Origin of the sequence: Ascidiimonas meishanensis (assembly GCF_037782385.1) — a bacterium.
Classification (GTDB): domain Bacteria; phylum Bacteroidota; class Bacteroidia; order Flavobacteriales; family Flavobacteriaceae; genus Ascidiimonas; species Ascidiimonas meishanensis.
This window is the reverse complement of sequence record NZ_JBBEXD010000002.1, coordinates 65,611-87,154: the sequence shown is the minus strand read 5'-3', so window position 1 is coordinate 87,154 and position 21,544 is coordinate 65,611. Positions and strand designations below refer to the sequence as shown.

Here is a 21,544-nt window from a genome sequence, read left to right as displayed (position 1 = left end):
ATGCTATACTTAACCATTATTTTATTTAAGAATTTTCAATGAACATAATTTTAAACAAAATACAGAAGCCTCACTAGAAACAATCTTGCTACTCTTAACTGTATCTGCCTTATCCTTTTTTAAGTCTAATAGTTTAGACTGCACCTTAAAGTTTTCCATTTCAGAATACTCACTTACATAACTTATAAACAGCATTCCAATCACCAAACAGACCCCAATTATTAATTTTTTCATAATGTAAGATTTAAATTTAGTGCAATTAAACCCGTATTCCTATCAAATCAAAAAGATAAGTAATAACTGTATTTTATACGTATTAACTGTTTAATAATAGAAGAAATATACTACATATTGTATTTTTTGAATGGAAAATTTTAATTAAACGTTCCTTCATTTGCCTACGTAAGCTTTTATAATTTACATTCATATAATACCATGAAGACCTATCTTTGTATAAAATTGTTTTAAACACTTTATGCTTACACTTAATAATATTTCTTTTGGATATGATAAAGATGTAGTACTTAAAAATATTCATCTTAACATACCACAGGGAAATCATGTGTCTATTATAGGTGCCAGCGGATGTGGTAAAAGCACCTTGCTTAAGCTCATTTACGGTTTATATACTCCTTTGACAGGAAGTATTCTTAGAAATGAAACCCAATTACTAGGTCCAGACTTCAACATCGTCCCAGGAGAAGATTTTATGAAATATGTGGCACAAGACTTTGATTTAATGCCCTATACTACCGCACAGGAAAATGTGGGTAAATACCTTTCTAACTTTTATCCAGAGGAAAAGAAGCAACGAAGTCTGGAATTATTGGAAACCGTAGAAATGGTAGACTTTTCAAATGTAAAAGTCCGATACTTGAGTGGTGGACAGCAACAACGAATTGCGTTGGCAAGAGCTCTTGCCAGAGAGCCTGAAATTTTATTACTAGACGAACCTTTTAGCCATATTGATAATTTTCAGAAAAACAGTTTAAGAAGAAAGCTATTTGCGTATCTAAAAGAAAAAAATATAACCTGCCTTGTGGCTACACATGATAGTACAGATGCACTTTCATTTGCAGACCATGCGGTAGTTCTTAAACAGGGAGAACTTATAGCCAATGGAGCTCCACAAATCCTTTATGAAAATCCACCAACCCCCTATGTTGCATCACTTTTTGATGAAGTAAATGTATTAGACTCTTCTATTTTTGATCCTAAATTATACACAAAAGATATTTGTATCTATCCTCATGAACTTAAAATTGGTGCCACTGGAATTTTTAGAGTCAAAATAATTACTAGTTATTTTAAAGGAAATTTTTGGTTGATAGAATCTAAATTTCAAGGAAACACCCTCTTTTTTGAAAACGAAACTTTTCTAAAAAAAGATACCACTCACTTCTTACAGGTTAATGAAGCTATTATTAAAAAGAGATTGCAACTTAGCACTGATTCCTAAAAATTAATACGGAAATCTAAATTTATCAGGTACTTAAAAAACCTTCTGAACCTTTATTTTGAGGTGTTGAAATACCACTTCTGCTCCTTCCTCTTTGCCTAAAAGTAATTTTGCTACAGGCGCAGCAGCGGAAATCGCAAAATACGTTCTATTTTCAAGTGTAATTTTACCAACACTTATAGCAATAAAATAATTTGCCTGAGAAGTAATTACTATACTCCCTAATTTGATGACACTAGAAGGATTATCAATTTGAACTTTTGAAAGCAGCTGTTTTTCTCTTTCAATTTCAGATAATTGCTTTCCTGTTTTCTCACGTTCTAATTGTAACATAGCCCTTCCTGTTTCATGCTTGTCGCCGGCAGAACTTTTGGTTTCACTCTGTAATGATTGGACGATATCTTCCATGGTTTGTGAAATGGAAGTATGGCGTAATTCTAGCGCATCAGCACAATGCTTTAAAAGGGATTTCTTAATCTTTTTTACTTCCAGCATTTTAATCTTTATTGGGAGACTTCTCAGGGAACTTAAGAGGTCCATAATTTTTAATTTGCCCAACTATCCATAATTTGCGTTTCTGAATATAGGAACTCGCAGGATTGGCTTTATAAACTTGTGGGTTTGGCAATACTGCTGCAATAGCAGCTGCTTCATATAAACTAAGTGATTTTGCATTTTTTTGAAACCAATATTCAGAGGCTGCTTCTACTCCATAAACACCCTTACCCATTTCAACACTATTTAAATATACTTCAAGAATACGTTCTTTGGACCATAATAATTCAATTAAGAACGTAAAGTAGGTTTCCAAACCTTTTCGCACCCAATTTCTGCCTGGCCATAGAAAAGCATTTTTAGCGGTTTGCTGACTGATGGTACTTGCGCCGCGTATTTTTTCTCCTTTTTTATTGTATTCAATAGCCTCTTTGATGGCCTTTATATCAAATCCATCATGCTCCATAAATTTCTGGTCTTCACTACAAATAACCGCTAACTGAATCGTATTAGAAATTGAATCCAAAGGCACCCAGTCATGTTCCCAATTAAGAATTCCATTTTCTTTGTTCTCTATTCCTCTTATTAACATTAGGGGAGTAACAAAAACAGGCACCCAACGGTATATCAATACTACCATAAAGGGCACTAGGATGCTCCACAAGCATACTTTAAATATAAATCTTGTAAACTTTCTAATCATTTTAATCTGCAAATGCTGCAAGTTCTTTACCTGTCAAACTTCCAATAGCAACGCCCATACCCCCCAGTCTTACTCCACAAAAAACACGTGGTGAAATCATTTTCAAAATAGGTTTTTTTTGTGAACCTACACCCATAATTCCACTCCATCTATGTGCCACTTCAAAAGTAGTATCAGGTAAAATTACTTCTTCCAGTAGTTTTTCAAGTTGTTCCTGAATCAAATCTGTTAGGCCAAGGGCTGTCGTAGTCTCTCCTTCTTTGTCCAAATTTCTACCTCCTCCAAGCAAAATCCGTTGGTCTATATTTCTAAAGTAATAATAGCCTTCTTCCAAATGAAATGTTCCTTTGATTGAAAGATCCTTAATTTTATTTGTAATTAATACTTGTGCTCTTGCCGGTTTAACGCTTTCTATCCCCAATTCTGAAGCAAACCCATTGGTTGCGATAAAAAGCTTTTGTGTTTTAAACGTAAATTGATCTGTTTTAATATGTACCTGAGAAAACTCTTCAGAGAAAGATTTAAAGGTAATCCCATTCACAATGCGAATATCGGAGCTGATTGCTTTTTTAAGCAATGCTAACATCATTTTTCCCGTATCCAATTGTCCTTCATAATCATTTTTAATGAGCTGGGGAAGGGTGTTTTTAAACCCAAAAGAATTCTCAATAACCTTAAAAACGGGATTCTTAAAAGAAGGCTTCAATAGCGTATTAATTCTCTCTATTTGATGAAGGCATTTTTCATATACAACCTCTTGTTTTCTAAGGAATATTTCATAACCTCCATAATGTTTATAGTTAATGGCTGTATCTCCCAATGTTTTCCTAAGCAAACCTAAGCCTTTACTTCTTTTCCTAACTAGCGTTACCATTTCTTCTTCAGATTGGCTATTTAAATCGTCTAGCAATTCAGATACACTTCCAAAACAGGCAAAACCTGCATTTTTTGTACTTGCCCCCTGAGGAAATAAACCTTTTTCAAGTATAATAATGTTTGCCTTTGGATATTTTTCACGTAATGCCAATGCACAGTTAAGACCAGTTATTCCACTACCAACAATGGTAAAATCTACCGCTTTCAACCAATGTTTAAGCTCCCAGTAAGAAAGTTCTATTGCCATACAAAACACGCATCCTCTTAATTGAAAAAACTATCCCTTCTTTTATCTTTAGATAATTCAATAATACATTGAAATTTCAAGATACAAAAAGGGTTATTGATCTGGTAAAAGTGATTAAAAAAATAATCCCGCAGTAGCGGGATTAGATTTATTATTCTTCAAGAGGTTTCATTTTAAAATCCTCCATAAATTTTGTTGTATAATTACCCGCTACATAATCCGGGTGATCCATTAATTGCCTGTGAAATGGAATCGTTGTTTTAATCCCTTCAATAACAAACTCATCTAAAGCTCGTTTCATTTTATTGATAGCCTCTTCCCTTGTTTGAGCAGTGGTAATTAACTTTGCTATCATAGAATCATAATTTGGAGGAATCGTATAGCCTCCGTATACGTGTGTATCTAGCCTAACTCCATGTCCGCCCGGAGCGTGAAGTGTGGTAATTCTACCTGGTGAAGGTCTAAAATCATTATAAGGATCTTCGGCATTTATTCTACATTCTATTGAATGAAGTTTTGGGGTGTAATTTTTACCTGAAATTGGCACACCTGCAGCCACCAGAATTTGTTCTCTTATCAAGTCATAATCTATCACCTGTTCCGTGATGGGATGTTCTACTTGAATTCTGGTATTCATTTCCATAAAGTAGAAGTTACGATGCTTATCTACTAAAAATTCTACCGTACCAGCTCCTTCATAACTTATATACTCTGCTGCCTTTATTGCAGCGACCCCCATTTTATCACGTAATTTATCCGTCATAAATGGAGAAGGTGTTTCTTCTGTTAGTTTTTGATGACGTCTTTGTACAGAACAATCTCTTTCTGATAAATGACAGGCTTTACCAAACTGGTCACCAATAATCTGTATTTCAATATGTCTTGGTTCTTCAATAAGCTTCTCCATATACATACCATCATTACCAAAGGCAGCAGCAGATTCTTGTCTTGCACTATCCCATGCTTTCTGAAGATCTTCCTCTTTCCAAACTGCACGCATTCCTTTACCACCCCCACCAGCAGTAGCTTTTAACATAATAGGATATCCCATTTTTTTTGCAAGCTTTTTGGTTTGTTCAAAGGATTCCAGCAAACCTTCAGAGCCCGGAATTGTAGGTACTCCAGCTTCTTTCATGGTAGCTTTAGCGGTAGCTTTATCCCCCATCTTATCTATATGATCTGAGGAAGCTCCTATAAATTTAATACCGTGCTCAGCACATATTTTAGAAAATTTAGCGTTTTCAGACAAAAAGCCATACCCTGGATGAATAGCATCTGCATTCGTTATCTCCGCAGCGGCAATAATGTTAGGTATTTTTAAATAAGAATCTTTACTAGCGGGAGGACCAATACATACTGCCTCATCTGCAAACCTTACATGCAAACTTTCGGCATCTGCCGTAGAATAAACTGCAACAGTTTTTATTCCCATTTCTCTGCAGGTTCTGATAACTCTAAGTGCTATCTCTCCTCTATTTGCAATTAGTATTTTTTTAAACATAATTTTAAAATTTCAAATTACAATCACTTTTGATTTACAAAAGCTCAAGAATATGTTTGAGATGAACTTAAGAAGGATCTACTAAAAATAGTGGTTGATCAAATTCTACCGGAGAAGAATCATCTATCAGAACTTTTACTATTTTACCTGAAACCTCAGATTCAATTTCATTAAATAATTTCATTGCTTCTATAACACAAAGAACATCTCCTTGATTAATAGTATCACCTACCTCTACAAAAACTGGCTTGTCTGGTGATGGTTTTCTATAGAAAGTACCGATGATAGGAGACTTTACAGTGATGTATTTGTCTTCATCATCAGATTTATCATTTGTAGTTGATTCAGAAGGTGCTGGTGCATTCCCTTGAAAATGGGTAGGTTGACCCTGAGGAATTGCGGTGGTCATTGGAATTTGTTGTACAAACGTAGTTTCCGTTTTTTGTTCGTCAGATCCGGTTTTGATGGTAATTTTAATATCATCTGTTTCAAGCTTTACTTCGCTTGCTCCGGACTTTGCCACAAATTTGATGAGGTTTTGAATATCTTTTAAATCCATGATAAAGGTTTTGATAGTTTAGAGTTAAGAATTGTATGCCCACTTAAGGTAAATAGCACCCCAAGTAAATCCGCCTCCAAAGGCAGCAAAAATAAGATTATCTCCTTTTTTGAGTTGTTTTTCGTAGTCATTTAATAATAAAGGTAGGGTAGCCGCAGTGGTATTGCCAAATTTATGAATATTAGTCATAACTTTTTTATCTTCTACGCCCATCCTTTGTGCTGTTGCATTAATGATTCTCTTGTTAGCCTGATGCGGAACCAACCAATCTACATCTTCATTCGTAAGGTTGTTGCGCTTCATTACTTTTTCTGATACCTCAGCCATATTAGAAACCGCAAATTTGAAAACGGTTTTTCCATCCTGATATACATAATGTTGATTGTTATCTATAGTTTCATGAGATGGGGGTAGTATAGAGCCTCCAGCTTCAATCTTCAAATACTCTCTGCCAATACCATCTGTCCTTAAAAATTCATCTTGCAGTCCTAAACCTTCTTCGTTAGGTTCAAAAAGGGCAGCTCCTGCTCCATCTCCAAAAATAATACATGTGGTTCTATCTGTATAATCTATAATAGAAGACATTTTATCTGCACCTATGACTAGTATTTTTTTATACCTCCCTGCTTCTATATATCCCGCCGCTGTAGACATTCCAAATAAAAATCCCGAACAAGCTGCCTGAAGATCATAGGAAAATGCATTTTTTGCTCCTATTTCAGTAGCTACATAGGCCGCAGTGGCAGCCACCATTAAATCTGGGGTTGCAGTAGCTAGAATTACCATGTCTATTTCTAGGGGGTCCAAACCGCTTTTTTCAATAAGATTTTCAGCTGCTTTGATGGCAAGAAACGAGGTGCCTTTACCTTCTTCTTTAAGAATTCGTCTTTCTTTGATTCCGGTGCGAGAAGTGATCCACTCATCATCTGTCTCTACCATGGTTTCCAAGATTTTATTTGACAGTACAAAATCGGGAACATACCCTCCCACAGCGGTAATGGCTGCTGTTACTTTACCCATAATCAAGTTTTATTTTCTTTTTTTGAGCTCAAATCACTCAAAAAATCAGATGAAATTACTAAATTTTCATCAGTTAGCGATGCAAAAAAACATTTTTAACCGCTCTAAGACTTTCCAATAAAAAACTCTCACGACGGTGAGAGTTTTTTATAATCTCTTAAAATAGATTAAGCTGCGCTTTCTGTGTTGTCAACTAATACCTGACCTCTGTAGTAAAGTTTACCTTCATGCCAGTGTGCACGATGGTATAAATGTGCTTCACCAGTGGTAGGATCTACGGCAATCTGAGGCGCAGTAGCTTTGTAATGCGTTCTACGCTTATCTCTCCTGGTCTTTGATATTTTTCTTTTAGGATGTGCCATCTTACGTTATTTTTTATCCGTTAATAATTTTTTCAATGAATCCCAACGGGGATCTGTTTCGTTTTCGTTCTTTTTTTCTTCTTTGGGTGTGAGTTCTTCCAGTCTTTTAAGAATATCAGAATCTAATGTCCCATCTTCAATACCAGGATGTATTCGTTTAGCTGGAACCGCCAAAATAACCATCTCATAAATGTATTGAGCCACATTGATTTGAAATTCTCCATGAGGTATAATTAAAAGATCTTCCTTTTCATTATTGTATTCCTCACCAAATTTTACAACTAGTTCAAGTACAGCTTTTATGGGTTGATTGTAAGGTTCACTCGTACTATCGCAAGGAACATTTACAAATCCATCTGCCTCAAAAAAAAGCTCTAAAAATGTACTTTTTTTATCTAAAGAAACCTTAATAGTAAGATTTGCCTCATTAAACTCGTTATAATCAAAACCTTCAAAGAACTCGTTATCAATATGATAATTAAACTGGTGTTTTCCTTGTTTTAACCCAACAAAAGGAATATCGAACTCCTTTAACTTCTTCATTTCAACACATAGTTAATAGCCTGTACCCTCGTACAAAGGCGGGTGCAAAGATAAAAAATTTTATCAATCTGCTTAAAGTTATGAACATTTTTTTGTTTATGATTTTACTTGTTGTTGTTTTAGCGGATTAGCAGATATCATATCATACTCTTGTCTGTTTTTGAAAATCTTAATTGCCATAAAAACAGCTTCCCTAAAAGAGTGATGATCTGCAACCCCTTTACCAGCAATCTCATAAGCAGTTCCATGGTCTGGTGAAGTTCTTACTTTGTCTAGTCCTGCCGTAAAATTAACTCCTTGTCCAAAAGACAACGTCTTAAAAGGGATAAGACCTTGATCATGATAAGAAGCAAGAACAGCATCAAACTTCAGGTAATTATTTGACCCAAAAAAGCTATCTGCCGCATAAGGTCCATAAATAAGTTTACCTGCTTCTTGTAGTTTTTCCAATGAAGGCTTTAAAATATCTTCGTCTTCTCTTCCAATAAGACCGCTATCCCCACTATGAGGGTTAATTCCTAAAACTGCAATTTTAGGCCTGCGAATCTTAAAATCACGAACTAATGAATGATACATTTTTAGCGCTTTATCTTCAATCAACTTTGTTGTAATATGCTCACTTACTTCTTTCACAGGAAGATGATCTGTTAATAAGCCTACTTTCAAAGTATCTGTAACCATAAACATTAAAGCTTCCCCATTCAATTCTTTTGCAAGATAATCTGTATGCCCAGGAAATTTAAATTCTTCTGATTGTATGTTGTGTTTATTAATAGGAGCAGTAACAAGTGCATCAATAGTTCCTTCCTTTAAGGCTTTTACAGCAGCTTTTAAAGATAATAGCGCATATTTTCCTCCTTCTTTGGTCTCTTCTCCAAACTTAATTTGCGGATTCTCCTTCCAGACATTCACAATATTAATCTTTCCTTGTATAATTTTAGAAATATCTTCTACACCATTATAATTAATGGTAATATTATATTGTTTTCTATGAAAGGAAACGGTCTTTGTAGAAGCAAAAATTACAGGCGTGCAAAAATCAAGCATTCGTGAATCCTCAAAAGTTTTGAGAATTATTTCTATTCCTATTCCATTTATATCTCCAACAGATATTCCCAATACTATATTTTCGTGTCCTCTCATTTAAATAGTAAATTTGTATTCTATAAGTAAATGCAAAATTAACTAATTAATACATACTATATGTTTACAGGTATCATTGAAGATTTTGGTTTGGTAAAAGAACTAAAGAAGGAAAAGGGAAATCTTCATATAACTATAGAAAGCACTATAACTCCAGAACTTAAAATTGATCAAAGCATAGCCCATAACGGAGTATGCCTTACCGTTGTATCTATGAAGGGAAACCAGTATACTGTTACAGCAATTAAGGAAACTTTAGATAAAACTAATTTGAATTCTTTAAAGATAAACGATACCGTCAATCTAGAAAGAGCAATGAAGCTTGACGCGCGCCTAGATGGTCATATCGTTCAAGGGCATGTAGATCAAACCGCTATATGTAAAAAAGTAGAAGAAGCTAATGGCAGTTGGTTTTTCAGTTTTGAATATGAGACAACGCCTGGTAATGTAACTATAGAGAAGGGATCTATTACCATAGACGGCACTAGTCTTACCGTGGTAAACTCATCAAAAAATAGTTTTAGTGTAGCTATTATTCCTTATACGTATGAACATACCAATTTTAAAAATTATAAAAAAGGAAGCGTAGTGAATTTAGAATTTGACGTGATTGGAAAATATGTTGCCCGTCTATATCAATTACGAGAATAGCTACTTCTTAATTTTCTTTCTAAAGCCATAAACAGCTCCAGATGCAGCAAGCACAAGCAACCATTCAGTAATAGGCATAGGATCTTCTCCATCTGGCGGAGGAAGCTGGCCGTAGGAAGTAGTAGTAGCAAAAAACACTACTACAAAAAGCAGTACTTTGAATCGATTTGAGGTCATATCGGGGGTAAAATTATAAAAATTTCCTTTATTATAACATTTTTTAAGTTATAAAATTGTAATGTACAAATTTAAACACTCATTTTAAAACGTATATAAATAATAAATTTTGCTAAGTCTTCTTAACAAATGCCTTAGTTTTCAATACGTTAAAATACAATTACTCAAAAAAATTTCGATACGTTGAAATATTTTAATACTCGCAAAATAATATTAAACTTACAAAATTTAGTCCACAACAGATCAGATTCCATTATTTCCGCTACAATTCTTTACTTCTTACCCAAAACAAACTAAATTAACCTGAGTTCGATGTAAAAAGAACTACTTTTTCTATGGATTTTTTTCTTTTCCGCAGTGTAGTAGGTCTTTTCCGTTAAAAATTTTTGAAGCCTCGTATTCTATGGTTAAAACAAGTAAATAAAGTTAATTTATTCAAATTTTCTTTATGCCGCATATTTCATTAAATTAACATAAGGTTTCTGTCTTTGAATTACGGCAAATATTCTTGCCAATAATTTATTTCTGATGATATTGATGGTACTCATTTTGTTTTTTCCTTTTTCTAATCTACTCTGGTAATAAAGCCTCATTTTTGAGTTATGTTGAATAGCTGTTTTTGTACATAAATAGACTTTTTATCCTTCGGGGGAGAAATGTAAATTCATGAACTCCTTTACAGAAAATAGAATTTAGTGAACTAAAATTTAGGAAAACGAATGCGGTTTTAGCCTTTTCGGCTAAAAACACCTCTGGAAATCGAAGATTCATGAATTCCTTCAGGGAAAATAGAAATGACATAAACTAAAAGCGCTCCCGACTTCCTTCGGGATTCTTTTGTTTTCCCCACGCCGCCTGGCTGCTTCACTAAAAACAGCTACTAGCTGTTTTCTTTACGTTCGCCCCTGTGCGAGCAAAGAAAATGAAAGTAATAATCTAAAAATAAGATTGTTAGATTAAAATAGTGTAAAAATTTTGAAATTATATTTTATAGAGTTTATATCCAACTCACGTTAAATTATCTAAAGAAGAAGTTTATTGAAAACCTTCTCTACCAATTGATATAAGCCTATTTTAGTAAGATTGGCTTTTTTAAACCATTTCTACTTAAAAAATTATGTTAAAATTTAAATAAATAAGAAAAACCAACGCAACGAATTACAGGTTTTATACTCTTACTAATGATTAGTATTCATAAATATTTAGTAAATAATTAAGGATCGTTCTCTTTTTACACCAGATAAAGAATTGACAAAAATTCTATGAAAACAAGATTGACCCATACGCTCAAGATAATAACACTCTTATTTATTGTGCTATTAGTAGGCTATAATAAGGTCTACTCATCACCAAGTGTAGGGTGTGATGAACAATTTAGTTTTCCAGAATCAACTGTAATTAGTTTAAAAGAGATTGAGCAAAGTACCAAAATTACGGTACAAGAAGAAAAAGAAATAACCATCGAAATGCGTGACGGGAAGATGTTCTTTAACAAAAACGTGCACGTTTTATTAGCCGAGATCGAAGCTTCTCAGGGGATTGTGCATCTAAAACAAGGTGTATGGATTCCACCATCTTTTAATGAAACTGGAAATATTGTACAGGTAGCGCAAAACACTCCAGAATTTTTAAAGTTGGCAGAAGCAGTAATTGCAACCAATTTGGTTAGTGTACTTAAGGAAACCTATAAATTGACGGTTTTAGCCCCTACCAATGTAACATTTGAAGTTTTAGATCTTTTATCTGAAATAAAAATGCTTACAAATGTGTTGTTATTGCACTTTATCGCTGATGAATTTACTTTTGAAAATCTTACTGAAAAGCACAGGATCACCACTCTTGCCAGCTCAGATGTAAGATTAATCAAAGGTAATGAGCATCACCCTGATCGCGTTCGAGAGGTTAAAACAAATAGTAAAGCAGACTTTGTTGTTTAAAATATCCTTCTCAAGAATGGTATTTTCTATAATTGGTATAATGCTACTATCACATTAAAGTATGAAAGCTTACTTTAATTCTAAAATGGGTAATCTCATACAGAGGTCATCTATTTTTTATTAGACCTATTTTATTCTACTCTGTACATATGGAGTGCTTTTTCTAATTTTTTTCTAATGCGCCTTCTTAAATTCCTAGGCGAAATTATTTCAATACTTTCTCCATAACCCAAAATCAAACGCTCCAATTCAAAATTTAGGTGTACATAAATCCTAAAAATAATTCCATCGTCCAGCATTTCCAGCACTTCCTGCGAAGCATGAAAAGGTTTGGTTAAAACATAAGGCGCATTATGGATGTCTATCTTAAAAATTACTTCCTGCAACTGTTCATCATTTAATACAGTGACGCCAATGGTGTTTTTATAAAACTCATCGCCATCAAAAAATTCATTTAAATAAGCAGTTTTCAAATCATAATCTATAGCGATAATTCTATCCAATGCAAGATTTACAATAGGCTTTTCTACAGCTGTTTTTCCTATCAAAAACCAGCGATTATTATATTCTTTTAAAATAAAAGGATGAAAAGTTAATACGGAAGCTTCTCTTGCACGGAATGACTTATACGTAATTTTTAATACCAGTTTTTTTACGATTGCCTGATACAGCACATCCAAGTATTCTAACCCTTGGAGATATTCATTTTTATCTAGATGAATTACAGGAGCTTGATGCGTCTTTTCCGTATATACTTTATCTTCCAAACGTTGAATAATTCCGCCCAATTCAGAAAACAAAGAGAAGTCCTTAAACTGTTTGAGCATTTCTACCGTTTCCGTCAATACATTCATATCATTCTCGGTTAAGGGAATATCAGTAATGGAATAGTCTTTATTTTCATACGTATAATACTTCCTATCATACACTACTATAGGGGCATTATACCCTAATTTATCACTTCGCATCATCTGTATATCCAACTGCACCGTGCGTTTACTGACATTTGCATCCCTTCCTTCATATTCGTACAAGGCTTCAGAACAGGCCTCAATCAAATCATCCAGCGTCCATTTTCTATATTGGTTTTGCAAACATTTGTCAATAGTTTTATAACGAATTAATGCATTCTTATTAAGCGCCATTTATAATATTTTCAAGAAAATTAAACATTTAATTTTACTACGCAAAATAATTGCGTAGCTATGTAAAACCTTTGTTTAAAGAATCATAAGACAGCTATTTAACATGTCTGGAAGCGGTGCTCCGTCAAGCAAGGGATTTGGCGGAGCTTATTAAAGAGAACTCATGGAAAATAAAACAACTATTACCGGAAAAACATTAATTGAATTAGGCTTTCGTCCTGGAAAGTGGTACAAGGAAGCCATAGAGCATATCAATGCAAATCAATTACAAGGAGCGGCTATGCATCAATACTTGGCGCAATTTAAAGCACCTCCTATCATAGATTTACATACTACACCTCAAAATTTTGCCATTAATATAGCAGCAGAAAACGAATTGGAAGAAAGCAATGTGAATACCGTGGTAGCCACCATGGAAACCTTGATGCAAACTCCTACCTTAGTGAATGGCGCCATTATGCCAGATGCCTGCCCAACAGGTCCGGTAGGCACTATTCCCGTTGGTGGTGTGGCCGTTGCCAGAAATGCCATTCATCCGGGAATGCATAGTGCAGATATCTGTTGCTCTGTCATGTTAACCGATTTTGGTAAAGCAGACCCTAAAACGGTGTTAGACGCAGCGCATGCAAATACGCATTTTGGACCAGGAGGGAGACCGCGCGGACAACAATACAAATTACCAGAAGAGCTTTTAAAGAGATTTAGAAATAACCCCATGTTAAATAATGATCGTTCTTTAAGTATGGCAAGAGAACATTTGGGTACTCAAGGAGATGGAAATCATTTCTTATTCGTTGGTATGTCCAAAAAAACAGGAAATACCATGATGGTTACCCATCACGGTTCTAGGGCTGTGGGTGCATTATTATACAAAAGAGGTATGTACTTAGCAGAACAATTTAGAAAAGAACGTTCTCCTAGAACTTTAAAACAGAATGCATGGATTCCTTTTGATACTGATGAGGGTCAAGAATACTGGCAGGCATTACAACTTATCCGTCAATGGACTAAGGTAAATCATGAGATTATCCATAATGCCACTGCCAAGGCTTTTGCCTCCTCTGTTAAAGACAGATACTGGAATGAACATAATTTTGTATTTAAAGAAGATGATTTGTTTTACCACGCCAAAGGAGCCACCCCTTTAGATGCCAAGTTTATGCCAGATATTACAGGACCAAGATTGATCCCTTTAAATATGGCAGCACCTATTTTGATTGTGGAAGGTGGTACGACGGATACTAATTTAGGGTTTGCACCACATGGTGCCGGAAGAAATATGAGTAGAACACAGCACAAAAGAAATTTAGCCGATTTTACCAACGAAGCCATTTTTGCCAAAGAAACTGCCGGTTTAGATATCAGGTTCTTCTCTAAGGAAATTGATATTTCTGAGTTGCCTAGTGCCTACAAAAATGCGACAACGGTGAGAAACCAAATGGAAACTTTTGGATTGGGAACGGTGATTGATGAAGTAGTACCCTATGGAAGTATTATGGCTGGAGATTGGGAAAAGAATGCACCTTGGAGGCGGAAACGAAAAAGTTAAAAATTATACTGCTATGAAAATGGTGAAGTATCTAAATATTGATGCCTTTCTTTTAAGAAACAGACGGTTCTGGAGGCGACTTGAAGAACATTGTGTAGCAGCTTGCTGCGGATTGGATGCTTTTGAATTTAGCGAAGCTAAAATACTTTGGGCTGCTGCGGCTTTTTCAAGTCCTAAAATTGTAGAAAATATTGAAGAAACACTTCATTATATAGAAGAAAACAAAGCAATTTATTTAGCAAGCCACGAGGTTTTAAATTCCAGAAGATCCACGGAAGAAATTGTAAGCATTTTAGAAAAGGTGAGGAACGTTTTAGTGGGAATTTCATTGAATTGATCAGCTACTTTTGGCGATTTTAAACAAAAATCCCATCTTTGCATGAACAAAATAAAATTTAAATACTTATGACAAAGCACCTTTTACATATCAAAAAAAGTCGGATGACTTGTAATATGGTGTTGTAGACAAGTATCAAATTATATAAAAAGCGTCCGAATATAAATTCGGACGCTTTTTTTTGGAATAAATTTTGATCATTCAGTTATAAATGTAAAAACAACATGTTTGAACGCCATACATAACAAGACTGGGCTTTACGCAAAATTAGCTTTATCTGTTTAAATACGGACAGGAACTCTATTGACTATATTTTATGCAAATACCTGATTGTCAATGAATTAATTATATTTTTTCTTGTTTATTCCAAAAAAAGATTTCATATTTGCACCGCAATAACGCATCACAACTATTAAAAACCGAAGAAAATGTTCATTAAAACGATCACTAAAAACTACCTCACAGAAACAAGGTTTCTCAAGGGTATGCTTCGGGACTTCTTCCATCAATAAAAAGAGTATCTTTTATATGCAAAAGTCCGAAGCCCACATGTTTCGGACTTTTTTATTCCATAAGGAAATATTTGTAAATTTTCCGAAACCCATTAAAATTAGATAAGATAGTTATATCATTTACTAACTGTCTTCTTAAAAAACAATGTGCATCCATCAAGGCGCATCCCTAAAATATTAGGATCAATAGTTGCTATTAAAACTATGGCATGAATTGGTTTTGATGCGAAAAATGAGATGTACTCAAAAAATAATAATATGGGAAATAAACTCAGTGGGAAAGACCTGATTAAATTAGGCTTCCCAAAAAATAATAGCATCAATATTACCCTTGGTCAAATCAATAGGTATCAAAAAAAGAAAAAGAAAACACAAATACTTGAAGAGGCTAAAAAGGTTTTATTGAATCCAGAAAACTATGCACAAGACGGTGTATGGGGTAATATCGCGGAAAGCCTTCTAGATCCAGTAATAGTGAAAAAACAAGCACTTAAAACCGTGAGAGCGCCATTTCAAATATATGGTGCAAATGAAATTGACGAGGTTGCCAAATATCAGTTATATGATTCGCTCAAGCTTCCGGTTTCTGTAGCAGGTGCTCTAATGCCAGATGCACATGCAGGCTACGGCTTGCCAATTGGTGGGGTGCTGGCTACTAAAAATGCGGTAATCCCCTATGGAGTTGGGGTAGATATTGGATGTAGAATGTGCCTTACGGTGTATCCGCTTCCAGTGTCGTATCTAAAAGGCAAAAAAGATCAATTGGCTAATATGTTATCTGAACATACTAAATTTGGAATGACTGAAACGCATAAGGTAAAACACGATCATGAAATCTTTGAACGCGAGGAGTTTAAAACCATTCCGCAGGTAAAAAAACTAAAAGATAAGGCTTATAAACAATTGGGTACCTCTGGTGGGGGAAATCATTTTGTAGAATTTGGAGTGGTTTCTTTAACGGAAGAAAACAAAGCGTGGAAACTCCCTCCTGGGCAATACCTAGGGATCTTATCCCATAGTGGTTCTAGGGGGATGGGTGCTACTATTGCAAAGCATTACACCTATTTAGCCACCAAACAATGTCCGTTACCCAAACAAGTGCAACACCTTGCCTGGCTAGACCTCAATACCCACGACGGGATGGAGTACTGGTTAGCGATGAACCTAGCAGGCGATTACGCACAAGCATGCCATGATGATATTCATGCACGCCTTGCCAAATTACTTGGCACCAGAGCGGTGGTGAAAATTGAAAACCATCACAACTTTGCCTGGAAGCAAGAAGTAAATGGAGAAGACTGTATTGTACATCGTAAGGGAGCAACCCCTGCGGCTAAAGGCGAATTAGGAATTATTCCTGGCTCTATGACAGCGCCCGGATATATTGTAAAAGGACTCGGAAATGAAGCCAGCTTACAATCCGCTTCTCATGGTGCAGGCAGGTTGTTTTCAAGACGAAAGTGCAAAGAAACCTTTACTAAAAGTGCCATCAAAAAAGTACTGGAAGCAAAAGACGTAACCGTAATTGGTGGTGGTGTAGATGAAGCGCCTATGGCCTATAAAGACATTAAAAAGGTCATGGCTAATCAGCAAGAGCTGGTAGAAGTACTAGGCACCTTTACCCCTAAGATTGTACGGATGGCTAGGTAATTGAAACTACTATTGTTAGCAAAGCTAAAAAAACAAAGTTCGTCTGCTGAAATAAGAAGCATCGCTAAAAACAGACGACTATAAAAATTAAAAAATGAACAAAATTATACAAATCACGGCAGGAAGAGGCCCAGCAGAATGCTGCTGGGTGGTTTCCCAAATATTAAAACAATTTTTAAACGAAGTGCGGCAACACGCATTAGATTATGAAATCCTTCACCGCGAAGAAGGTCCTGAAAACGGTACTTTGCAATCGGTAACCCTACTTTTAAAAGGCGATGCTGAGGCCCTTCTTAAAACATGGACAGGCACCTTGCAATGGATTGGTAGCAGTACTTATAGAAAGTATCACAAACGAAAGAACTGGTTTGTTGGGCTGTTTGAAATGGAACATATACAGCCAGAAACCGTTAAGGAGACAGACATTACCTATCAAGCAATTCGGAGTTCTGGACCCGGAGGACAGCATGTTAATAAGGTAAGTAGTGCGGTTCGCGCCACCTATATTCCTAACGGACTTACTGTTGTGGCTATGGACAACAGATCGCAACACCAGAACAAAAAACTGGCAAAACAGCGGCTCATAGAAAAAGTAGCGCAGAATTATTGGGAGGTGTTTAAAAAAAATAAAGCAGATCAATGGGAAAACCACGTACATTTGCAACGTGGAAATCCGGTGCGGATATTTAGAGGAACGGATTTTAAAAAGGAAAAGAAAACAACCAATTTTAAGGCTATAAGACAAACCTTAAAATCTGACTTAAAAAAAGAAACATGGAAACTATAATTGATAGCTATTTAATAAAAGCATTGGAAGCTTACCCGTATGAAATGGAAGAGGCCGTAGAAGCTTTGAATTATGCGCTTTCCTATAACGAAAAGAATCCGGTAGCTCTTACCCTAATGGGAAGGATTTATGCCGATACTTTTCAGGATTATGAGGCTGCTAAAGGCTACTTTGAGCAGGCACTCTCAGGTAATATTCACGCTTTAGGGGTTTATGAGCATTACCTTAAAGTACTCATTTGGAATGAAGACTTTGAAGAAGCTAAGACATTAATTGAATTTGCTTTAACCGTAAAAGGGTCTGATAAAGGCATGTTGTATTTAAAACAAGCTATTGTGCATGAATGCGAGCAAAATTACAAAGCTGCGTTGGCATCTTTAAAAACTGCTAAAATATATGCCTATAACAATTGCTTTATTTCTGATCTGGACGAAGCCAAGAGCCGAATTAAAGGAAAGCTACCCAAAAAGAAAAAAGTAAAGAAAAACAAGAAAGAAAACGCCCAATAACGGGCGTTTTTGCTTTCTAACAAACAATTTCTTAATTGCTTATTATAGTATCTAAGGCATCTCAACCTCGGCTAAACTTGATATGGTGCGTTTTGCAGTGGTTTTAGAACCAAAAGCATCAAATTTAATCCCGCAGATTCCTCACACTCCATGCGGTCCGTTTGGAAGACGTATGCCTAAACTAATAACAGTTCTAATAAGGGGAAGCTTACACATCGTAGTGTATTTGAAAAAATAATTTGTTACCAGAAAAAATCAAAAATAGACTACTCACTATTTGATGTAATTTCTTCTAAATACCAATTCATAAACCACTATTTTAGCCGTATATTTACACAATGCTAACTTGGTATATTCCACAATACAGCTTTCTATGATATTATATGTCCAAATTACCAAAAGAATATAAATTTCTTGATCTTTCTGACTACGGAAGACCCATAGCTAAAGTTATTGCAAACTCATTAAAGGATACTGCTTTCACACCTATTCACGTTACTTTTGGTTTTATAGTATCTGGTCTCATCGCCATTTATTGTATTATTCAAGGACATTATTGGCTAGCAGCATTCTTTTTAATTTTTAAGTCTATTTTAGATGCTGCAGATGGTGAATTAGCTCGGGTAAAACAAACACCTTCGTATACGGGTCGTTATTTGGATTCTGTAGCAGATATTATTCTAAATGCTTTATTCTTTATTTCTATATGGTATATTAACCACGCCTCCATTTGGATATGTATTGTAGCATTCTTAGGCATGCAGTTGCAAGGGACTCTTTACAATTACTACTATGTTATTTTAAGAAATAAGTTTAATGGAGATACTACTAGTCGTGTTTTTGAAAACAAAACACCCATTGCCTTAAAAGGCGAAACACAAAGTAACGTAAATGTTCTTTTTGGTTTGTATAAACTATTTTATGGTGCTTTTGATAAAACCATTTATGCTTTAGACAGTAATGCAACTAAAGCTAAAATATTCCCAAATTGGTTGATGACAGTTGTTTCTACATTTGGTTTAGGTTTCCAATTACTTATTATTGCCGCTATGCTTGTATTGGGCTTAAAAGCATTTATTCTACCTTTTTTTTTAGTTTACACGGTTATGATTTTTATTTTAATTGGTATCAGAAAGTCTTTCTATTAACAAAATAGATAGGGTATTTATTCATCCACTATCGTAAGGTTGTAACTTATCAACCACCTCAATAAGCAAAAGATTGAACCTAAATTAGGAGATTGCTCACCCCTATTATGCAAGGGATTAGAAATGAAAAAAAGCATCTCTAATTGTTCTTATATCAAGCATTGGCTTAATCGTCATTGGATTAAATCAATTTTTTAAGTTTTTTGGAGCTTTCTAATGTTAAAATATCCTTTAAAAACTAGGGGATTCTACATCAGAATTATACTACATAGTGTGGTGGTTATAAAAGTGAATCAAATCATATTTTACCAACGCTACCCAATAAATGCCAATCAATTTAAAACTAGGATATGGGCAAAATACAAGAAGCACAGCAAAGGATAGAAGAATGTACAGAAGCTTCTAATAGTTTAGATCTTTCTAATTTAGGGTTAACTTCTGCCGATTTAAATACTTTAATGGACGCCATCACTGCCATTCCTAATCTTATAGAATTGAATTTAGGGAATAACGAATTGCGAGGGATCCCAGAACGTATCGGAGAATTAGAGCAGCTTCGCACTTTAAACCTAGCGGGAAATTTAATAGCAGCGCTTCCTGAAAGCATTGGAGATTTATTCCTACTTAACTCATTAGATGCCTCAAGAAATAAATTGGTTACCTTACCAGAAAACTTAGGAAATCTGTACCAGCTCATACATTTAAATCTAGAAAATAATGACATTAAAAACCTCCCTAAAAACTTTGGTGATCTAACCAGTTTAACAGTGCTTAATCTAGGCTCTAATGCCATAGAAGATTTACCGGAAAGCTTTGAAAACTTATTTAATCTGCTACAACTTAATTTAGCTGGAAATCAACTAAAAACCTTTCCGGAAAGTATTACCAAACTTAGCTATCTCGCTATACTCAATGTATCTAAAAATCAATTGACCGCACTTCCAGAAAGCATTAAAGAACTACAAGAATTAAAAGAGCTAAACGCTTTTAGAAATCAATTAAAAGCACTACCAGAAGGCATCACAGCATTAAAGGAGCTCACTACCCTTAATGTCGCCGTAAATAAGATTGAAAAGCTACCTACTGGAATTAGAAATAAGATGCCGCTATTAAGAACGCTTTTTATCGCTCAAAACCAACTAAAAAAAGCTCCTAGTAGCAAGATAGTCGTAAATCAGGAAGGAAATTTACGTTTACTCGCAAATCTTTCATCAGGAACTGAAGGTTTAAAACCTTCCAAACAAGCTGCCAAATTAAAGAACATCCCCGAAGAAATAGAAAGCGTAGTTCCTGAGGGTGAAAAGCTAGGAACTATAGCAGAGGGCATAGAAGAAGTACCCGCAACTCCTCCAGTTCCAGCAAACCTAAGTGCGCTTTCTGTCGCACAAGCCCCAACTGTTGCTACTAAACCTTCTAGAGGAATTGGTAACTTCATTAAAAACCTGCGAGCGAGAAAAGCAAAAAAGAAGAATAAAAATCCCAGTGGGAAAAGCACTGGTTTATAGACCATAATTCATCTTTTTTCTTTACTGCAAGGTTTTGTCTTAGTTTATTATATACAACCTCTAGCTTTAAGAAATTTTACCATTTTTCCAGAAATATCTTTTCTTGGCATTTTACGCAAAGGCTTTGTTTTTGCTCCTTTGGCAATTAAAAGCGCTACCGCCTCCAGATGATTTAGTCTAGCGGCGGCACATATAGGGGTTTCTAAATACACCCCATGCTTTGCCTCAAGCCAAGCGCCTTTTTCAATAAGAAACGCTAATAAGGTGAGACTGTTAGATTTTATAGCCGCATGAATAGGATTCCCATAAATTCCGCTCATCAAATCTATATCGGCTCCTCTTTCCAGAAGATATTCCACCATCTCTAAGTCTGCATTATTACAGGCAATGGCCAAAGGAGTTCTTGAAAAAGATAAAACCTCATCAGACTCAAAATTTATATCGGCTCCATTTGTTAATAGCAAATCTATAATTCTAAACTGCCTATGAGTAGCCGCTGCATTTAGGGGTGTTGTTTTTAAGAGTCCTTGACAATTTGGGGAAACCCCGGATGCTAACAATTCTTGTACTTCTAAATAATAACCCTGAGAGCAGGCATATACCAGCTGATCTTCTTTAGTATTAAACGTACTATCCTTTTTTTCTTCTTCCAAAAGCGGTGACCTTACTAATTTATGTAGAAAATAATTTTCTGCTAATTAGATAAACAAGTATTGACAAATATACCCT

Annotated in this window: 24 protein-coding genes; 10 read left to right on the top strand and 14 right to left on the bottom strand. The window is 35.1% G+C overall.

All coding sequences use genetic code 11. The features are described from left to right. Positions 1 to 21: 21 nt before the first annotated feature. Complete coding sequence (locus WBG07_RS04885; protein WP_340199396.1) at positions 22 to 234, bottom strand: hypothetical protein; 213 nt, start codon at positions 232 to 234, stop codon at positions 22 to 24. Positions 235 to 475: 241 nt separating this feature from the next. Between WBG07_RS04885 and WBG07_RS04880 the strand changes: the two genes are divergently transcribed. After that, positions 476 to 1,459: an ABC transporter ATP-binding protein gene (locus WBG07_RS04880; protein WP_340199395.1), complete on the top strand. Its 984-nt coding sequence runs from the start codon at positions 476 to 478 to the stop codon at positions 1,457 to 1,459. Positions 1,460 to 1,492: 33 nt separating this feature from the next. On the opposite strand, the gene WBG07_RS04875 is transcribed toward WBG07_RS04880, so the two are convergent. From WBG07_RS04875 to pdxA, 9 genes are all read right to left on the bottom strand, one after another. Beyond that, positions 1,493 to 1,954, bottom strand: coding sequence for a 3-oxoacyl-ACP synthase (locus WBG07_RS04875; protein ID WP_340199394.1), 462 nt, complete (start codon positions 1,952 to 1,954; stop codon positions 1,493 to 1,495). A 1-nt stretch (position 1,955) separates the two neighbouring features. After that, the gene (mtgA, locus tag WBG07_RS04870) at positions 1,956 to 2,657 is read right to left on the bottom strand and encodes a monofunctional biosynthetic peptidoglycan transglycosylase (RefSeq protein ID WP_340199393.1); all 702 of its coding nucleotides are present in this window, start codon (positions 2,655 to 2,657) and stop codon (positions 1,956 to 1,958) included. A 1-nt stretch (position 2,658) separates the two neighbouring features. Beyond that, a complete protein-coding gene (locus tag WBG07_RS04865) occupies positions 2,659 to 3,774 on the bottom strand; it encodes an NAD(P)/FAD-dependent oxidoreductase (RefSeq protein WP_340199428.1) in 1,116 nt (371 codons plus the stop codon). Positions 3,775 to 3,931: 157 nt separating this feature from the next. Then, positions 3,932 to 5,281: an acetyl-CoA carboxylase biotin carboxylase subunit gene (accC, locus tag WBG07_RS04860; RefSeq protein WP_340199392.1), complete on the bottom strand. Its 1,350-nt coding sequence runs from the start codon at positions 5,279 to 5,281 to the stop codon at positions 3,932 to 3,934. Positions 5,282 to 5,348: 67 nt separating this feature from the next. Next, on the bottom strand, positions 5,349 to 5,840 hold the full coding sequence (gene accB, locus WBG07_RS04855) for an acetyl-CoA carboxylase biotin carboxyl carrier protein (RefSeq protein WP_340199391.1): 492 nt from the start codon (positions 5,838 to 5,840) through the stop codon (positions 5,349 to 5,351). A gap of 24 nt (positions 5,841 to 5,864) precedes the next feature. Further along, complete coding sequence (locus WBG07_RS04850; protein WP_340199390.1) at positions 5,865 to 6,860, bottom strand: beta-ketoacyl-ACP synthase III; 996 nt, start codon at positions 6,858 to 6,860, stop codon at positions 5,865 to 5,867. A 167-nt stretch (positions 6,861 to 7,027) separates the two neighbouring features. After that, complete coding sequence (gene rpmF / locus WBG07_RS04845; protein ID WP_340199389.1) at positions 7,028 to 7,222, bottom strand: 50S ribosomal protein L32; 195 nt, start codon at positions 7,220 to 7,222, stop codon at positions 7,028 to 7,030. Positions 7,223 to 7,228: 6 nt separating this feature from the next. Continuing rightward, entirely contained in the window at positions 7,229 to 7,765 is a 537-nt protein-coding gene (locus WBG07_RS04840; RefSeq protein WP_340199388.1) for a YceD family protein, read from the bottom strand. Positions 7,766 to 7,861: 96 nt separating this feature from the next. After that, positions 7,862 to 8,908 carry a 4-hydroxythreonine-4-phosphate dehydrogenase PdxA gene (gene pdxA, locus WBG07_RS04835; protein WP_340199387.1) on the bottom strand — a complete coding sequence of 349 codons (1,047 nt, stop codon included), beginning with the start codon at positions 8,906 to 8,908 and terminating at the stop codon, positions 7,862 to 7,864. A 60-nt stretch (positions 8,909 to 8,968) separates the two neighbouring features. Here pdxA and WBG07_RS04830 point away from each other — a divergent pair, with 60 nt between their 5' ends. Next, complete coding sequence (locus tag WBG07_RS04830) at positions 8,969 to 9,559, top strand: riboflavin synthase (protein ID WP_340199386.1); 591 nt, start codon at positions 8,969 to 8,971, stop codon at positions 9,557 to 9,559. On the opposite strand, the gene WBG07_RS04825 is transcribed toward WBG07_RS04830, so the two are convergent. Beyond that, the gene (locus WBG07_RS04825; protein WP_340199385.1) at positions 9,560 to 9,736 is read right to left on the bottom strand and encodes a hypothetical protein; all 177 of its coding nucleotides are present in this window, start codon (positions 9,734 to 9,736) and stop codon (positions 9,560 to 9,562) included. A gap of 446 nt (positions 9,737 to 10,182) precedes the next feature. Continuing rightward, positions 10,183 to 10,329 carry a hypothetical protein gene (locus WBG07_RS04820; protein ID WP_340199384.1) on the bottom strand — a complete coding sequence of 49 codons (147 nt, stop codon included), beginning with the start codon at positions 10,327 to 10,329 and terminating at the stop codon, positions 10,183 to 10,185. A 669-nt stretch (positions 10,330 to 10,998) separates the two neighbouring features. On the opposite strand from WBG07_RS04820, the gene WBG07_RS04815 reads away from it, so the two are divergent. Next, a complete protein-coding gene (locus WBG07_RS04815; RefSeq protein WP_340199383.1) occupies positions 10,999 to 11,673 on the top strand; it encodes a fasciclin domain-containing protein in 675 nt (224 codons plus the stop codon). 131 nt (positions 11,674 to 11,804) lie between these two features. Here WBG07_RS04815 and WBG07_RS04810 read toward each other — a convergent pair whose 3' ends face one another. Then, complete coding sequence (locus WBG07_RS04810; RefSeq protein ID WP_340199382.1) at positions 11,805 to 12,818, bottom strand: helix-turn-helix transcriptional regulator; 1,014 nt, start codon at positions 12,816 to 12,818, stop codon at positions 11,805 to 11,807. 163 nt (positions 12,819 to 12,981) lie between these two features. Here WBG07_RS04810 and WBG07_RS04805 point away from each other — a divergent pair, with 163 nt between their 5' ends. The 7 genes from WBG07_RS04805 (at position 12,982) to WBG07_RS04775 (ending at position 20,815) form a co-directional block, all read left to right on the top strand. Next, positions 12,982 to 14,367: an RtcB family protein gene (locus WBG07_RS04805; protein WP_340199381.1), complete on the top strand. Its 1,386-nt coding sequence runs from the start codon at positions 12,982 to 12,984 to the stop codon at positions 14,365 to 14,367. After that, positions 14,303 to 14,704, top strand: coding sequence for a DUF6331 family protein (locus tag WBG07_RS04800; RefSeq protein ID WP_340199380.1), 402 nt, complete (start codon positions 14,303 to 14,305; stop codon positions 14,702 to 14,704). Before WBG07_RS04805 ends, WBG07_RS04800 begins: the two co-directional genes overlap by 65 nt. Positions 14,705 to 15,474: 770 nt before the next feature. Beyond that, the gene (locus WBG07_RS04795) at positions 15,475 to 16,866 is read left to right on the top strand and encodes an RtcB family protein (RefSeq protein WP_340199379.1); all 1,392 of its coding nucleotides are present in this window, start codon (positions 15,475 to 15,477) and stop codon (positions 16,864 to 16,866) included. Between the two features lie 94 nt (positions 16,867 to 16,960). Further along, positions 16,961 to 17,653, top strand: coding sequence for a peptide chain release factor H (gene prfH, locus WBG07_RS04790; protein ID WP_340199378.1), 693 nt, complete (start codon positions 16,961 to 16,963; stop codon positions 17,651 to 17,653). Next, entirely contained in the window at positions 17,641 to 18,162 is a 522-nt protein-coding gene (locus WBG07_RS04785) for a tetratricopeptide repeat protein (RefSeq protein WP_340199377.1), read from the top strand. Before prfH ends, WBG07_RS04785 begins: the two co-directional genes overlap by 13 nt. A gap of 383 nt (positions 18,163 to 18,545) precedes the next feature. Next, a complete protein-coding gene (locus WBG07_RS04780; RefSeq protein ID WP_340199376.1) occupies positions 18,546 to 19,310 on the top strand; it encodes a CDP-alcohol phosphatidyltransferase family protein in 765 nt (254 codons plus the stop codon). A gap of 350 nt (positions 19,311 to 19,660) precedes the next feature. After that, entirely contained in the window at positions 19,661 to 20,815 is a 1,155-nt protein-coding gene (locus tag WBG07_RS04775; protein ID WP_340199375.1) for a leucine-rich repeat domain-containing protein, read from the top strand. 47 nt (positions 20,816 to 20,862) lie between these two features. Here WBG07_RS04775 and WBG07_RS04770 read toward each other — a convergent pair whose 3' ends face one another. Further along, entirely contained in the window at positions 20,863 to 21,468 is a 606-nt protein-coding gene (locus tag WBG07_RS04770; protein ID WP_340199374.1) for an ankyrin repeat domain-containing protein, read from the bottom strand. Positions 21,469 to 21,544: the final 76 nt, after the last annotated feature.

What these genes read in the sequence shown, in the direction of transcription:
- WBG07_RS04885 (WP_340199396.1), bottom strand. Translation starts at nt 234, where the DNA reads ATGAAAAAATTAATAATTGGGGTCTGTTTGGTGATTGGAATGCTGTTT.
- WBG07_RS04880 (WP_340199395.1), top strand. Translation starts at nt 476, where the DNA reads ATGCTTACACTTAATAATATTTCTTTTGGATATGATAAAGATGTAGTA.
- WBG07_RS04875 (WP_340199394.1), bottom strand. Translation starts at nt 1,954, where the DNA reads ATGCTGGAAGTAAAAAAGATTAAGAAATCCCTTTTAAAGCATTGTGCT.
- mtgA (WP_340199393.1), bottom strand. Translation starts at nt 2,657, where the DNA reads ATGATTAGAAAGTTTACAAGATTTATATTTAAAGTATGCTTGTGGAGC.
- accC (WP_340199392.1), bottom strand. Translation starts at nt 5,281, where the DNA reads ATGTTTAAAAAAATACTAATTGCAAATAGAGGAGAGATAGCACTTAGA.
- accB (WP_340199391.1), bottom strand. Translation starts at nt 5,840, where the DNA reads ATGGATTTAAAAGATATTCAAAACCTCATCAAATTTGTGGCAAAGTCC.
- WBG07_RS04850 (WP_340199390.1), bottom strand. Translation starts at nt 6,860, where the DNA reads ATGGGTAAAGTAACAGCAGCCATTACCGCTGTGGGAGGGTATGTTCCC.
- rpmF (WP_340199389.1), bottom strand. Translation starts at nt 7,222, where the DNA reads ATGGCACATCCTAAAAGAAAAATATCAAAGACCAGGAGAGATAAGCGT.
- WBG07_RS04840 (WP_340199388.1), bottom strand. Translation starts at nt 7,765, where the DNA reads ATGAAGAAGTTAAAGGAGTTCGATATTCCTTTTGTTGGGTTAAAACAA.
- pdxA (WP_340199387.1), bottom strand. Translation starts at nt 8,908, where the DNA reads ATGAGAGGACACGAAAATATAGTATTGGGAATATCTGTTGGAGATATA.
- WBG07_RS04830 (WP_340199386.1), top strand. Translation starts at nt 8,969, where the DNA reads ATGTTTACAGGTATCATTGAAGATTTTGGTTTGGTAAAAGAACTAAAG.
- WBG07_RS04825 (WP_340199385.1), bottom strand. Translation starts at nt 9,736, where the DNA reads ATGACCTCAAATCGATTCAAAGTACTGCTTTTTGTAGTAGTGTTTTTT.
- WBG07_RS04820 (WP_340199384.1), bottom strand. Translation starts at nt 10,329, where the DNA reads ATGAGGCTTTATTACCAGAGTAGATTAGAAAAAGGAAAAAACAAAATG.
- WBG07_RS04815 (WP_340199383.1), top strand. Translation starts at nt 10,999, where the DNA reads ATGAAAACAAGATTGACCCATACGCTCAAGATAATAACACTCTTATTT.
- WBG07_RS04810 (WP_340199382.1), bottom strand. Translation starts at nt 12,818, where the DNA reads ATGGCGCTTAATAAGAATGCATTAATTCGTTATAAAACTATTGACAAA.
- WBG07_RS04805 (WP_340199381.1), top strand. Translation starts at nt 12,982, where the DNA reads ATGGAAAATAAAACAACTATTACCGGAAAAACATTAATTGAATTAGGC.
- WBG07_RS04800 (WP_340199380.1), top strand. Translation starts at nt 14,303, where the DNA reads ATGGAAGTATTATGGCTGGAGATTGGGAAAAGAATGCACCTTGGAGGC.
- WBG07_RS04795 (WP_340199379.1), top strand. Translation starts at nt 15,475, where the DNA reads ATGGGAAATAAACTCAGTGGGAAAGACCTGATTAAATTAGGCTTCCCA.
- prfH (WP_340199378.1), top strand. Translation starts at nt 16,961, where the DNA reads ATGAACAAAATTATACAAATCACGGCAGGAAGAGGCCCAGCAGAATGC.
- WBG07_RS04785 (WP_340199377.1), top strand. Translation starts at nt 17,641, where the DNA reads ATGGAAACTATAATTGATAGCTATTTAATAAAAGCATTGGAAGCTTAC.
- WBG07_RS04780 (WP_340199376.1), top strand. Translation starts at nt 18,546, where the DNA reads ATGTCCAAATTACCAAAAGAATATAAATTTCTTGATCTTTCTGACTAC.
- WBG07_RS04775 (WP_340199375.1), top strand. Translation starts at nt 19,661, where the DNA reads ATGGGCAAAATACAAGAAGCACAGCAAAGGATAGAAGAATGTACAGAA.